Annotated in this window: 16 protein-coding genes and 1 pseudogene; 7 read left to right on the top strand and 10 right to left on the bottom strand. The window is 70.0% G+C overall.

Annotated elements, in window-relative coordinates; all coding sequences use genetic code 11:
• The 3 genes from ACIKT0_RS07400 to ACIKT0_RS07390 all read right to left on the bottom strand — a co-directional run.
• Window positions 1-332 (bottom strand): antibiotic biosynthesis monooxygenase family protein (locus tag ACIKT0_RS07400; RefSeq protein WP_407104720.1); only part of this gene is annotated, 332 nt, incomplete at its 3' end.
• A gap of 17 nt (window positions 333-349) precedes the next feature.
• Entirely contained in the window at window positions 350-1048 is a 699-nt protein-coding gene (locus ACIKT0_RS07395) for a DUF1045 domain-containing protein (RefSeq protein ID WP_407104719.1), read from the bottom strand.
• The gene (locus ACIKT0_RS07390) at window positions 1045-1503 is read right to left on the bottom strand and encodes a TSUP family transporter (RefSeq protein ID WP_407104718.1); all 459 of its coding nucleotides are present in this window, start codon (window positions 1501-1503) and stop codon (window positions 1045-1047) included. The genes ACIKT0_RS07395 and ACIKT0_RS07390 overlap by 4 nt, the downstream gene beginning before the upstream one ends.
• Before the next feature lie 133 nt (window positions 1504-1636).
• On the opposite strand from ACIKT0_RS07390, the gene ACIKT0_RS07385 reads away from it, so the two are divergent.
• From ACIKT0_RS07385 to dapE, 3 genes are read left to right on the top strand one after another with little or no spacing between them, the layout of a single operon-like run.
• Window positions 1637-2062: a cytidine deaminase gene (locus ACIKT0_RS07385; protein WP_407104717.1), complete on the top strand. Its 426-nt coding sequence runs from the start codon at window positions 1637-1639 to the stop codon at window positions 2060-2062.
• 57 nt (window positions 2063-2119) lie between these two features.
• Window positions 2120-2962 (top strand): 2,3,4,5-tetrahydropyridine-2,6-dicarboxylate N-succinyltransferase, encoded by an 843-nt coding sequence (gene dapD, locus ACIKT0_RS07380; protein WP_407104716.1) that lies wholly within the window; start codon window positions 2120-2122, stop codon window positions 2960-2962.
• A 34-nt stretch (window positions 2963-2996) separates the two neighbouring features.
• Window positions 2997-4145, top strand: a complete 1149-nt coding sequence (dapE, locus tag ACIKT0_RS07375; RefSeq protein ID WP_407104715.1) for a succinyl-diaminopimelate desuccinylase — start codon at window positions 2997-2999, stop codon at window positions 4143-4145.
• Between the two features lie 9 nt (window positions 4146-4154).
• Here dapE and coaA read toward each other — a convergent pair whose 3' ends face one another.
• The 3 genes from coaA to hisF are packed head-to-tail and all read right to left on the bottom strand — an operon-like array spanning window position 4155 to window position 6251.
• Window positions 4155-5111 (bottom strand): type I pantothenate kinase, encoded by a 957-nt coding sequence (gene coaA, locus ACIKT0_RS07370; RefSeq protein ID WP_407104714.1) that lies wholly within the window; start codon window positions 5109-5111, stop codon window positions 4155-4157.
• Window positions 5111-5434, bottom strand: a complete 324-nt coding sequence (locus tag ACIKT0_RS07365; protein ID WP_407104713.1) for a phosphoribosyl-ATP diphosphatase — start codon at window positions 5432-5434, stop codon at window positions 5111-5113. The genes coaA and ACIKT0_RS07365 overlap by 1 nt, the downstream gene beginning before the upstream one ends.
• Window positions 5435-5468: 34 nt before the next feature.
• Window positions 5469-6251 carry an imidazole glycerol phosphate synthase subunit HisF gene (gene hisF, locus ACIKT0_RS07360; RefSeq protein WP_407104712.1) on the bottom strand — a complete coding sequence of 261 codons (783 nt, stop codon included), beginning with the start codon at window positions 6249-6251 and terminating at the stop codon, window positions 5469-5471.
• A gap of 53 nt (window positions 6252-6304) precedes the next feature.
• Here hisF and ACIKT0_RS07355 point away from each other — a divergent pair, with 53 nt between their 5' ends.
• Window positions 6305-6544 carry a hypothetical protein gene (locus ACIKT0_RS07355; protein WP_407104711.1) on the top strand — a complete coding sequence of 80 codons (240 nt, stop codon included), beginning with the start codon at window positions 6305-6307 and terminating at the stop codon, window positions 6542-6544.
• A 1-nt stretch (window position 6545) separates the two neighbouring features.
• Here ACIKT0_RS07355 and hisA read toward each other — a convergent pair whose 3' ends face one another.
• Genes hisA through hisB form a run of 4 tightly spaced genes read right to left on the bottom strand, consistent with a single transcriptional unit; the run spans window position 6546 to window position 9001 of the window.
• Window positions 6546-7289 (bottom strand): 1-(5-phosphoribosyl)-5-[(5-phosphoribosylamino)methylideneamino]imidazole-4-carboxamide isomerase, encoded by a 744-nt coding sequence (gene hisA, locus ACIKT0_RS07350; RefSeq protein ID WP_407104710.1) that lies wholly within the window; start codon window positions 7287-7289, stop codon window positions 6546-6548.
• Complete coding sequence (gene hisH / locus ACIKT0_RS07345) at window positions 7277-7912, bottom strand: imidazole glycerol phosphate synthase subunit HisH (RefSeq protein ID WP_407104709.1); 636 nt, start codon at window positions 7910-7912, stop codon at window positions 7277-7279. Before hisH ends, hisA begins: the two co-directional genes overlap by 13 nt.
• Window positions 7909-8394, bottom strand: coding sequence for a DUF2628 domain-containing protein (locus ACIKT0_RS07340; protein WP_407104708.1), 486 nt, complete (start codon window positions 8392-8394; stop codon window positions 7909-7911). The genes hisH and ACIKT0_RS07340 overlap by 4 nt, the downstream gene beginning before the upstream one ends.
• Window positions 8395-8407: 13 nt before the next feature.
• The gene (gene hisB / locus ACIKT0_RS07335) at window positions 8408-9001 is read right to left on the bottom strand and encodes an imidazoleglycerol-phosphate dehydratase HisB (protein WP_183394882.1); all 594 of its coding nucleotides are present in this window, start codon (window positions 8999-9001) and stop codon (window positions 8408-8410) included.
• 255 nt (window positions 9002-9256) lie between these two features.
• Between hisB and ACIKT0_RS07330 the strand changes: the two genes are divergently transcribed.
• The 3 genes and pseudogenes from ACIKT0_RS07330 to ACIKT0_RS07320 all read left to right on the top strand — a co-directional run.
• Entirely contained in the window at window positions 9257-9847 is a 591-nt protein-coding gene (locus ACIKT0_RS07330; RefSeq protein ID WP_407104707.1) for a Dps family protein, read from the top strand.
• A 145-nt stretch (window positions 9848-9992) separates the two neighbouring features.
• Window positions 9993-10541, top strand: coding sequence for an ATP-dependent protease subunit HslV (hslV, locus tag ACIKT0_RS07325; protein WP_407104706.1), 549 nt, complete (start codon window positions 9993-9995; stop codon window positions 10539-10541).
• Window positions 10534-11055, top strand: a pseudogene (locus ACIKT0_RS07320) (hypothetical protein); the annotation flags it as partial. The gene hslV and the pseudogene ACIKT0_RS07320, both read left to right, overlap by 8 nt.

Below are 11055 nucleotides of genomic sequence, written 5' to 3'. Positions count from 1 at the left end.
GCGATCGCGTCCGCCGGGGCCTCGCCGCGCTGGTCCATGCCGTAGTCGCGCACCACCGAGGCGACGCGCAGCCGGTAGTCGGCGAACACCTCGCCGCGGCCGGCCTTCTGCGCGTTCTGGTGCCGGGCGTGCGCCCGCCATCTCGTGAGCGAGTCCTCGTCCCGCCAAAAGGACAGCGACACGAACTTGCCGGGCTGCGTGACGCTCTCGAAGCGCTCGACGGAGATGAAGCCGTCGACCTGCTCGACCTCCGCCTTCAGCGCGGCCGCGATGGCGAAGTAGTCCGCGGCGTGCCCCTCCCGCGGCGTCACCTCGAAGATCACTGCAATCATGCCGGCCCTCCCTGCCGTCAGCCCCCGAACACGAAGCGGTCGACGATCCTGAAGCCCTCCTCGGGCGATTCCTCCACATAGAGCGTGACGGCGTTCACGGTCGAGGCGGCGGCGCCGACATGCTCGGCGTAGAGCCGCGCGAGACCTTCGACAGCCCGCGGCACGAGCGGCTCGGGCAGGCTGCCGGTCAGCGTCATGTGGAAGCGGAACTCGTCGAACACGTAAGGATAGCCCCAACGTTCGAGATTCGCCTGCTGCGCCTCGGTCAGCGTCGCCGAGCGACGGCGCGCGAGTTCTTCCGGGCTGTGCGGCGCGCGGAACGGCTCGAACGCCTCGACGCAGGCGGCGGAGAGCGCGGAGAGCGGCTCGGAGAGCTCCCGCGTGGTCAGCGCCGCGAAGGTGTCGAGCGCGGTGACGGCGAGATCCGGCAGCTCGAAGGCGCGGCGCTTGCGCGCGAAAGACCGCCCGGCGGCCACGAGGTCGTCCTCGGTCGCGCCCTCGGCGAGCCGGAACGGGGCCTTCAGGGTGGCGTGAAATCCGTAGCGGCGCGGCTGCGCGGTCATGCGCAGCCACTCCTCCGCCGAAAACCCCTCCGGCGCGAGCGGAGGGCGGGTGGCGCCGGTCGCGGCGTCGTAGCCGAGCACGTCCGACCCGAAGCCCCAGAGCGGGCTCTCCGGCGGCGGCGCGTAATAGATCGCGTAGCGGGCGGCCCTCATAGGGCGCGGCGCCCGGCGACGCTGAGGCTCCTGAGCACCGGCGTCCCGTCCATGAAGCGCAGCCTGACCAGATCCGCCCGCAGGCCCGGCGCGAGCCGCCCACGATCCGAGAACCCGAGCATGGCCGCGGGCTTCGAGGTCACCAGCGCGAACGCCTCGTGGAGCGGAAGGCCCGGCGCATGCGTCAGCCGCTCGACCGCCTGCAGCAGGCTCGCCGGCACGTAGTCGGACGACAGCGCGTCGAGCAGGCCGGCGCGCGCGAACCGGGTGGTGGCGGTCGCGGTTCCGAGCGTGCCCTGCAGCTTGTTGGTGGCGACCGCGGCTGCAGGGTCGAGCCCGCCGAGGATCAGCACGGGGAGCGCGATCAGCCCCCCGCCCCCGGCGATGGCGTCGACGGTGCCTGACACGACTCCGGAAAGCGCGAACAGGAGCAGGGTTTCGGGCGGGATCGACATCCGGGACCGGGGCCGAGGCGGGAGGTATTGCTGATAGCACCCGCAAACCCCGGCGTCAGGTAGGGGAGATTGTCGCTGTCGCTCTGCGCGGCGCGCGCTACCGTGGGCCCCGTTGATGGGGCCCGGAGGCGGAATGATCGACGAAGAGATTATCGGCGCGTTGTTCGACGCGGCCTCGCTGGCCCGCGACCACGCCTATGCGCCCTATTCGGGCTTTGCGGTCGGCGCCGCGCTCCTTTCCGCGGACGGTTCGATCCACGCCGGCTGCAACGTCGAGAACGCGGCCTATCCGGTGGGGGTCTGCGCCGAGGCCGGGGCGATCTCGGCGCTGGCGGCTTCAGGAGGCCGCCAGATTCTGGCGATCTGCGTGATCGCCGGCGGCGAGGCGCTCTGCACGCCCTGCGGCGCCTGCCGGCAGCGCATCCGGGAATTCGCCGAGCCCGGCGCGCCCGTCCTCGTCGCGGGTCCCGAGGGCGTACGGGCCCGCTTCACGCTTGGCGAGTTGCTCCCGGAGAGCTTCGGTCCCGCCAATCTGCCCGAAGCCGCCGCCCGTGATTGACAAGCTCGTCCGCGGGACCGCAAACGTCCCGCGCCCGCACGTCAGGAGTTTGCGCCCATGAGCCACGCCGATCTCGCCTCCGTCATCGAGGCCGCCTGGGAGCGCCGCGCCGAAATCGGTCCGTCGACCACCGGTCCGGAACGCGACGCCGTCGAGGCCGCCCTCGCGGCGATGGACGCCGGCGAACTGCGCGTGGCGACGTCCGAGAACGGCGACTGGACGGTGCACCAGTGGCTGAAGAAGGCCGTGCTGCTGTCGTTCCGCCTGAACGACATGGAGCGCATCCCCGGCGGGCCCGGCCAGGCCGCCTGGTGGGACAAGGTCGCCTCGAAGTTCGACGGCTGGGACGAGGGCCGCTTCAGGCAGGCGGGCTTCCGGGCCGTCCCGGGCTCGATCGTGCGGCGTTCGGCCTATGTGGCGCCGGGCGTGGTGCTGATGCCGTCCTTCGTGAACGTGGGCGCCTATGTGGACAGCGGCACCATGGTCGACACCTGGGTGACGATCGGCTCCTGCGCCCAGATCGGCAAGGACTGCCATATCTCCGGCGGCGTCGGCATCGGCGGCGTGCTGGAGCCGCTGCAGGCCGGGCCAGTGATCATCGAGGACAACTGCTTCATCGGGGCGCGCTCGGAGGTCGCCGAAGGCGTGATCGTCCGGAAGGGCTCCGTGCTTTCGATGGGCGTCTTCCTCGGCGCCTCGACCAAGATCGTCGATCGCGCCACCGGCGAGGTTTTCGTCGGGGAGGTGCCTGAATACTCTGTGGTGGTTCCGGGCGCGCTGCCCGGCAAGCCGCTGAAGGACGGCTCGCCCGGCCCTGCGCTGTCCTGCGCCGTCATCGTGAAGCGGGTCGACGAAAAGACCCGCTCCAAGACCGGCATCAACGAGTTGCTCAGAGACTGAGCGGGGCGGCTGCCCCACCACGAGGATGACCGCGATGAGCCTCGATCCTCGCGATCCCGTCGCCGTCGCGCAGGCGCTCATCGCCTGCCCGAGCGTCACGCCCGAGGAAGGCGGCGCGCTCGCGCTGCTTGAGGGCCTGCTGCGGCCGCTCGGGTTCGAGGTCCACCGCCCGGTGTTCTCCGCCGAGGGAACGCCGGACGTGGAGAACCTCTTCGCGCGCAGGGGCGAGGGCGACGCCTTCGTGTTCGCCGGGCACACCGACGTGGTGCCGCCCGGCGACGCCGGCCGCTGGAGCCGCGGGCCGTTCTCGGGCGAGGTCGTCGAGGGCGAGCTCTTCGGCCGCGGAGCGGTCGACATGAAGGGCGCGATCGCCTGCATGGTCGCGGCAGTGGCGCGCCGGCCCGATCTCCGGACGCCGGTGGTTTTCCTGATCACGGGCGACGAGGAAGGACCTGCGGTCAACGGCACCAGGGCGCTGCTCGAATGGGCGGCGGGGCGCGGCGAGCGCTTCTCGGCCTGCCTGCTCGGCGAGCCGACCAATCCGGAGGCCCTCGGAGACGCCGTGAAGGTCGGCCGCCGCGGCAGCCTCTCGGGAACCTTCACGATCCGCGGCGTCCAGGGCCACGTCGCCTACCCCCAGCTCGCCGACAACCCGATCCGAAAGCTTCCGGACGCGCTTGCGGCGCTGCTGGACGAGCCGCTGGACCACGGGACCGAACGCTTCCAGCCGTCGAACCTCGAGATCGTGGGGCTCGAAAGCGGCGCAGGCGCGTTCAACGTGATTCCTGGAGAGGTCCGGGTCCGGTTCAACATCCGGTACAACGACCGCCACACGTCGCAGGAGCTGATGGCGCTCATCGCCGCCCGGCTCGACGCCGCGATCGGCCCCGCCGCCTACGAGCTCGCTTTCGAGCCGCCGAACGGAGACGCCTTCCTGACCCCTCCGGGGTCGTTCGTCGAGCTGGTGTCGGGGGCGATCGAAGCCGAGACCGGCCGCCGCCCCGAGCTGTCGACCAGCGGCGGCACGTCGGACGCGCGGTTCATCAAGTCCTACTGCCCGGTGGTGGAGTTCGGCCTCGTCGGCCGCACCATGCACCAGGTGAACGAGCGCGTCGCAGTCGCGGATCTGGAGCGGCTCACCCGCATCTACGAGCGCGTTCTGGCCCGGGCCGAGACGCTCTGACGGCGGCCCTCAGATCTTGCGGAGCCGCACCTCTTCGATGCGGTGGCTCTCGCCCTTCATGAGGATGAGATCGGCGCGCGGCCGCGTGGGACGGATGTTCTCGCGCAGATTCGGCAGGTTGATGTCGCTCCACAGCGTCTCGGCCGTATCGAGCGCCTCTTCGTGCGAAACCTGCGCATATTTGCGGAAGTAGGACTGCGGATCGCGGAAGGCCGTCTCACGCAGGCGCATGAAGCGCTCGACATACCAGCGCCGCAGCAGCGCCTCGTCGGCGTCGAGATAGATCCCGAAGTCGATGAAGTCGGAGACGAATGGCTGGACCCGGCCGTTCCTCGGCTTGTCGCCGACCTGGAGGACGTTGAGCCCCTCCAGAATGACGATGTCCGGCTTCTCGATCACGGTCTCCTCGCCAGGCACGACGTCATAGACGAGGTGGCTGTACACCGGCGCGGTCACGCGCGGCTTGCCGGCCTTGATGTCGGAGACGAAGCGCAGCAGGCCCTGGACGTCGTAGCTCTCCGGAAACCCCTTGCGGCCCATCAGGTTTTCGCGAGCCAGGATCGCGTTGGGCAGCAGGAAGCCGTCGGTGGTGACGAGATCGACCTTCGGCATGTCGGGCCAGCGGGCGAGCAGCGCGCGCAGCACGCGCGCGGTGGTCGACTTGCCGACCGCGACGGAGCCTGCGACCGCCACCAGGAAGGGCACGCGGGTCTCGCTGTGGCCGAGGAAGCGCTGGGTGGCGCGGTAGAGCTCCTGGCGGGCCGCGACATAGAACGCCAGCAGACGCGAGATCGGGAGATAGATCTCCTCGACCTCGTCCATGTCGATCGGATCGCCGACCGAGGCGAGCCGATCGATGTCGGCGTCGTCGAGCGTCATCGGCGTGTCGGCGCGCAGAGCCGCCCAGTCACGGCGCCGGAAGGTCGCGTAGGGCGAAGGGCTCCCGATGCGCGGCGCGTCGTCCATCAAGGCTCCTTCCGGGACGCCTTCTCCGCCAGACCTGACTGCCCCGTACGCTGCTCAAGCACTCGCATCACCTCGGCAAGGGTGACGCCGCGGACCTTGAGCGCCACCAGCAGGTGGTAGAGCACGTCGGCGGCCTCGGAGGCGAGTTCGACCTTCGTGCCGGCGACCGTCGCGAGCGCCGCCTCGACGCCCTCCTCACCGAGCTTCTTGGCGCAGCGCGCCGGTCCTGCGTCGACAAGGGCGCGCGTGTAGGAATCGGTGGCCGCGGCCGCGGCGCGCGTCGCCACGATGCGTTCGAGATCCTCGAGGGTGAAGCCTGTCATGGGGCAGCCTCTTTTGCTTGCGGCCCGGCGCCGGTCAGACGCCCGGATCGAGCCGGACCGGCAGACCTGCGGCGGCCATGCGGGCCTTCGCCTCGCCGATGGTGTGTTCGCCGAAATGGAAGATCGAGGCCGCCAGCACCGCGCTGGCGCCCCCGTCCCGTACGCCTTCCACCAGATGGTCGAGCGAGCCGACGCCTCCGGAGGCGACCACCGGCACCGGCACCGCGTCCGAGACGGCGCGGGTGAGCGCCAGATCGTAACCGTCGCGGGTGCCGTCGCGGTCCATCGACGTCAGAAGAATCTCGCCGGCCCCGAGGCTCGCGACCTCCGCCGCATAGGCCACGGCGTCGAGCCCGGTCGGCCGCCGGCCGCCATGGGTGAAGACCTCCCAGCGGTCGGCCTCGCCGGGCCCGGAAACCTTCTTGGCGTCGACCGCGACCGTGATCGCCTGCGACCCGAACTTCTCCGCCGCGCGCGCCACCACCGCGCGGTCGTTGACCGCCGCCGACATGATCGACACCTTGTCGGCGCCTGCGAGCATCAGCGCCCGCACGTCCGCGACCGAGCGCACGCCGCCGCCGACGGTCACCGGCATGAAGCAGTTCTCGGCGGTGCGGGCCACGACGTCGAGCAGGATCGCCCGCTCCTCATGGCTCGCCGTGATGTCGAGGAAGCAGAGCTCGTCCGCGCCGGCGGCGTCATAGGCGATCGCCGCCTCCACCGGATCGCCGGCGTCGCGCAGGTCGACGAACCGCACGCCCTTCACGACCCGGCCGTCCTTGACGTCGAGGCAGGGGATGACGCGGACCTTCAGCATGAAGCAATATCTTTCGAATTCACCGCTGAATATCTCTGCATAGGACGGCAATCATGACGCCAGCCAGCCAGATCGCGGGATTTGCGGCAGTCGCGATCGGAATTCTCTGCATCGCCTACACGTTCTGGCTGACGTTCCGCATGCAAAGACAGGCAGGTCGCGAACCTGTTCTCGGCAAGGCCGCGTCCCGATTCCTTCTGACCCATGGACGCCACTTCGCCATCTGGTTTCTGCTGTGGTGCGCGGTCCTCGCGCTGATGGTGACGGCCGGCATCCTGGAACGCCACTCCTAGTTCACGCTCCCGCCGCCCGCACAAAGGCCAGCGCCTCGCGGCCGTCGAGGCGGCCGTCGTAGAGCGCGCGGCCAGTGATTGCGCCCGCGATGGCCGCGTTCTCGGGGGCGAGCAGCCGGCGCACGTCCTCAATGTCGGCGAGGCCGCCGGAGGCGATCACCGGAATCGTCACGGCGGCCGCCAGCTCGCGGGTGGATTCAAGGTTCAGACCCTTGAGCAGACCGTCGCGCGCGATGTCGGTGTAGATGATCGCGGCGACGCCGGCGTCCTCGAAGCGGCGCGCCAGGTCGAGCGCGGTCATGTCCGAAACCTCGGCCCAGCCCTGGACCGCGACCCGGCCGTCGCGGGCGTCGATCCCGACCGCGACCCGGCCCGGATGCGCCTTCGCGGCCTGTTTCACGAAGTCCGGGTTGCGGACGGCGGCGGTGCCCAGGATCACACGCCGCACGCCGCGGTTCAGCCAGGCCTCCACGGCCTTCATGTCGCGGATGCCGCCGCCGAGCTGCACGGGCAACTCCACGGCGTCCAGGATCGCGTCCACCGCCGCGGCGTTGACGCTCGCGCCGGCGAAAGCGCCGTCGAGGTCGACGACATGAATCCAGGAGAAGCCGATTTCGGCGAAGGCGCGCGCCTGCTGGCCGGGATCGCGGCCGTAAACGGTGGCCCGCTCCATGTCGCCTTCCTTGAGGCGCACCACGGAGCCGCCCTTCAGATCGATCGCAGGATAGAGGATCACGGACGCCACCGCAGAAATGCTTCGAGCAGGGCCAGGCCGAGGCGCTGGCTCTTCTCGGGATGGAACTGGACGCCAGCGACATTGTCGCGCGCGACCAGAGCGGTCACCGGACCGCCATAGGACGCCGAGGCCACCACGTCCGCCGGATCGTCGGGAACGAGGTGGTAGGCGTGCAGGAAATAGGCGTGCAGACCTTGCGGCCCAAGCGCGAGGCCGTCGAGCAGCGGATGCGGCCGGCGCTGCTCCAGCGTGTTCCAGCCCATATGCGGGACCTTGAGGTCGGCCTCGCCCGGCTCGATCCGCACCACCCGGCCGGGAATCCAGCCGAGGCCCGGCGTCGGCCGGTACTCCTCGCCTTCGGTCGCGAGCATCTGCATGCCGATGCAGATTCCCAGGAAAGGACGCGCGCGGACCTTCACCGCCTCGTGCAGGGCGTCGCCCAGTCCTGAAACGTCGCCGAGCGCCGCGCGGCAGTCCGGGAAGGCCCCGTCGCCCGGCAGGACGATGCGGTCGGCGCCGGCGATCGCCTCAGGATCGCTGGTGATCCGGATGTCGCGCGCGCCTGCGCGCTCCAGGGCCTTCTCCACCGAGCGGAGATTGCCGGCTCCGTAGTCGACGATGGCGGTCGTCACCGGGCGCCGCCCGGCTGCGGGAAGAGCCCGAGAACCATGGGGGGATGCGGCCGGTAGCCGCCGCCGTCGTGCGGCGGCGTCGCGCGTTCACGGGCCGTCTCGCCGAGCCACTCCTGGAAGAAGTGCGCTTCGGCCTCCTCCTGGGTGCGGGCGAGGGCCGCCCCTGCGAGCCGGTAACCCCGCCGCTCGAGAGAACGCGCGCGCAGCCATGCGGCTTCCAGGCCGACCGCCAGGTTCGGCAGGAAGGCGAGCACGATCGTCCCGCCGGCGCCAACCCCCGCCCATCCGGCGATGAACGCGAGGGCGATCTCGACCAGGACATAGATCACGAGCGCCGCCCAGCACCTGCGCCAGACGAGCCAGACCAGCGGGACCAGGAACGCGAACTTGGAGAAGCCCTCCCGAACGGTGACGAACGCCTCGACGCCCTCAAGCGTCGGCCGCGCCCCGCCCGGCGGTTCATAGATCAGCCAGTTCCGCATTCCGAAAACCTTGTCAGTCGCCGATCCGGCCCTTGGTCGAGGGCAGCCGGTCGCCGGCGCGAGGATCGATCGCAAGCGCCGCCTTCAGGCAGCGCGCAAGCCCCTTGAAGCAGGACTCCGCGATGTGATGGGCGTTGACGCCATAGAGCGTCTCGACATGCAACGTCACAGCCGCATGGCTGGCGAACGCCTGGAAGAACTCCCGCACCAGTTCGGTGTCGAACTCGCCGATTTTCGGGGCCGTGAATTCCGTGCGCCAGACCAGGAACGGCCGGCCCGAGACGTCGATCGCGACGCGCGTCAGCGTCTCGTCCATCGGCATGTGGACGTCCGCGTAGCGCGTCAGGCCCTTCATGTCGCCGAGCGCCTGCCGCACCGCCTGTCCAAGCGCGATGCCGACGTCCTCGGTGGTGTGGTGAAAGTCGACATGCGTGTCGCCCTGCGCCCGAACCTCGAGATCGATCATCGCGTGGCGCGAGAGAAGCTCGAGCATGTGGTCGAGGAAGCCGACGCCCGTCGAGATCTTCGACGCGCCGACGCCATCGAGGTCGAGCGACAGCTCGATCTCGGTCTCGGCGGTTTTCCTCGTCACTTCGCCCCGTCGCATGGGCGCGTCTCCGGGCGCGTCTGGCGCGCATGTCTGGGATCGGAACGGCGCGTGACTATCACGGCCTGCGCGTCAGAGCCATGGTCCGACGCCCTGACGGACCCAATGCCCGCCAGCCCCTCGAAAATCAAGGCGTCGGGGCCCCTCGACATCCGCGACGCAAAACATAACTCGCCTGAAGCCGGCGCCGCGGCCCTCCTCATGCTCGACCTAGCCCCCTCGGCGCGACGGGCTTTCAATCCGGAGCCGCTTTCAATGGCGAAGAACACGCAGAGCAAAGGCCCGAGCGGCAAGGCCGCCGGCGCCAAGGCGCCCGAAACCGAGGTCCAGGACGCCAAGACCCGTCGGAAGGCGCCGCTCGCCACCCCGACGCGGCTCGGCTCCAACGCCACGCGCGACATCGAAGGCGCGATGAACGCGCTGCTCGCCGACACCTTCGCGCTGTTCCTCAAGACCAAGAACTTCCACTGGCACGTCAGCGGGCCGCACTTCCGCGACTACCACCTGATGCTCGACGAGCAGGCGGCGCAGATCCTCGCGACCACCGACGACATGGCGGAGCGCGTGCGCAAGATCGGCGGCACGACGCTCCGCTCGATCGGCCACATCGCCCGGCTGCAGCGGCTCGCCGACAACGACTCGGACTTCGTGGAGCCGCTCGACATGCTGGCCGAGCTCCGCCAGGACAATCTCGACATGGTGGTGCGCATGAAGGAGGTCCACGACCTCTGCGACGATCATGACGACGTCGCGAGCGAGAGCCTGCTCGAGAACTGGATCGACGAGGCCGAGCGTCGCGCCTGGTTCCTGTTCGAAGCCTCGCGCGGCCTGTCGAGCGGCCACTGACCGCACGAATCGATCGCTCGCGCCCGGCGTCCGGGGTCGAGCGCCCCGGGGCGCTGGGCCGTGCTCCGGTTCGGGTCCGAGCGGCCAAGTTGCGAACCGCTCGCGAATGATTACTTGAGGCTCCGAATTCTCCTCCGGAGCCTCAATGTCCGACAATCAGATGCATGGCACGACGATCCTGCTCGTGCGCAAGGGCGGCCGTGTCGTGATCGGCGGCGACGGTCAGGTCAGCCTCGGCCAGACCGTGATGAAGGCGACCGCCCGAAAGGTCCGCAGGATCGCCAAGGGCGAGGTCATCGCAGGCTTCGCGGGCGCTACCGCCGACGCCTTCACCCTGTTCGAACGGCTCGAGGCCAAGCTCGAACAATATCCCGGACAGTTGCTGCGCGCCGCGGTCGAACTCGCCAAGGACTGGCGGACCGACCGCTATCTCCGCCATCTCGAGGCGATGATGCTGGTCGCCGACAAGAACACGGCGCTGGTCATCACCGGCAATGGCGACGTGCTGGAGCCCGAGAACGGCGTCGCCGCGATCGGCTCCGGCGGCAATTACGCGCTGTCCGCCGCGCGCGCGCTGATCGACACCGAGGCCGAGGCTGAAACGATCGTCCGCAAGGCGATGAAGATCGCCGCCGAGATCTGCGTCTACACCAACGACAACCTGACTGTTGAGAGCCTTGAGACCGTTGGTTGACGAGCTGGACTCCGCCGTCGCGGCGGGCGTGATCGACGCCGGCCAGGCGGAGCGCCTGCGGGTCTTCCTCGCCGGTCGAGGCGGACCGGCGCCGGACGCGCTGGACGCGCCCGACCGCGAGGACGTGCGCTTCGTGCGCGGCTTCCACGACGTCTTCATGAGCGTCGGCCTCGTGGCCCTGCTGGCGGGGCTTCAGCTCGCCATGTCCGCGCTCCTGCCGCCGCAGGCGATGGCGGCCGGGATGGCCGCAGGCGCAGCGCTCATCTGGGCGCTCGCGGAGGTTTTCACGCGCCGGCAGCGTCTGGTGCTGCCGAGCATCGTTCTCGCCACGGCGTTCTCGATCTACGCCGCGGTGGCCGCCTCCCTCGCGCTCGAAGGACGCGAGCTCGAGGATCCGCTGGGCACGCAGGCGCCATGGGTCGCGACGGCCGCGCATCCTAAGGGGCTCGAGAGCTGGCTGACGATTAACGAAGCCACGCTCAGGGGGGCGGACGGCGTGTCTCGTCGGTTCAGC

Source organism: Hansschlegelia beijingensis, assembly GCF_045505405.1.
GTDB classification, from domain to species: domain Bacteria; phylum Pseudomonadota; class Alphaproteobacteria; order Rhizobiales; family Methylopilaceae; genus Methylopila; species Methylopila beijingensis_A.
The sequence above is the reverse complement of the archived record's forward strand: the minus strand, read 5'-3'. Positions and strand labels throughout refer to the sequence as shown.

Coding starts and splice junctions, on each gene's coding strand:
- ACIKT0_RS07395 (WP_407104719.1), bottom strand. CDS start 1,048: ATGAGGGCCGCCCGCTACGCGATCTATTACGCGCCGCCGCCGGAGAGC.
- ACIKT0_RS07390 (WP_407104718.1), bottom strand. CDS start 1,503: ATGTCGATCCCGCCCGAAACCCTGCTCCTGTTCGCGCTTTCCGGAGTC.
- ACIKT0_RS07385 (WP_407104717.1), top strand. CDS start 1,637: ATGATCGACGAAGAGATTATCGGCGCGTTGTTCGACGCGGCCTCGCTG.
- dapD (WP_407104716.1), top strand. CDS start 2,120: ATGAGCCACGCCGATCTCGCCTCCGTCATCGAGGCCGCCTGGGAGCGC.
- dapE (WP_407104715.1), top strand. CDS start 2,997: ATGAGCCTCGATCCTCGCGATCCCGTCGCCGTCGCGCAGGCGCTCATC.
- coaA (WP_407104714.1), bottom strand. CDS start 5,111: ATGGACGACGCGCCGCGCATCGGGAGCCCTTCGCCCTACGCGACCTTC.
- ACIKT0_RS07365 (WP_407104713.1), bottom strand. CDS start 5,434: ATGACAGGCTTCACCCTCGAGGATCTCGAACGCATCGTGGCGACGCGC.
- hisF (WP_407104712.1), bottom strand. CDS start 6,251: ATGCTGAAGGTCCGCGTCATCCCCTGCCTCGACGTCAAGGACGGCCGG.
- ACIKT0_RS07355 (WP_407104711.1), top strand. CDS start 6,305: ATGACGCCAGCCAGCCAGATCGCGGGATTTGCGGCAGTCGCGATCGGA.
- ACIKT0_RS07340 (WP_407104708.1), bottom strand. CDS start 8,394: ATGCGGAACTGGCTGATCTATGAACCGCCGGGCGGGGCGCGGCCGACG.
- hisB (WP_183394882.1), bottom strand. CDS start 9,001: ATGCGACGGGGCGAAGTGACGAGGAAAACCGCCGAGACCGAGATCGAG.
- ACIKT0_RS07330 (WP_407104707.1), top strand. CDS start 9,257: ATGGCGAAGAACACGCAGAGCAAAGGCCCGAGCGGCAAGGCCGCCGGC.
- hslV (WP_407104706.1), top strand. CDS start 9,993: ATGTCCGACAATCAGATGCATGGCACGACGATCCTGCTCGTGCGCAAG.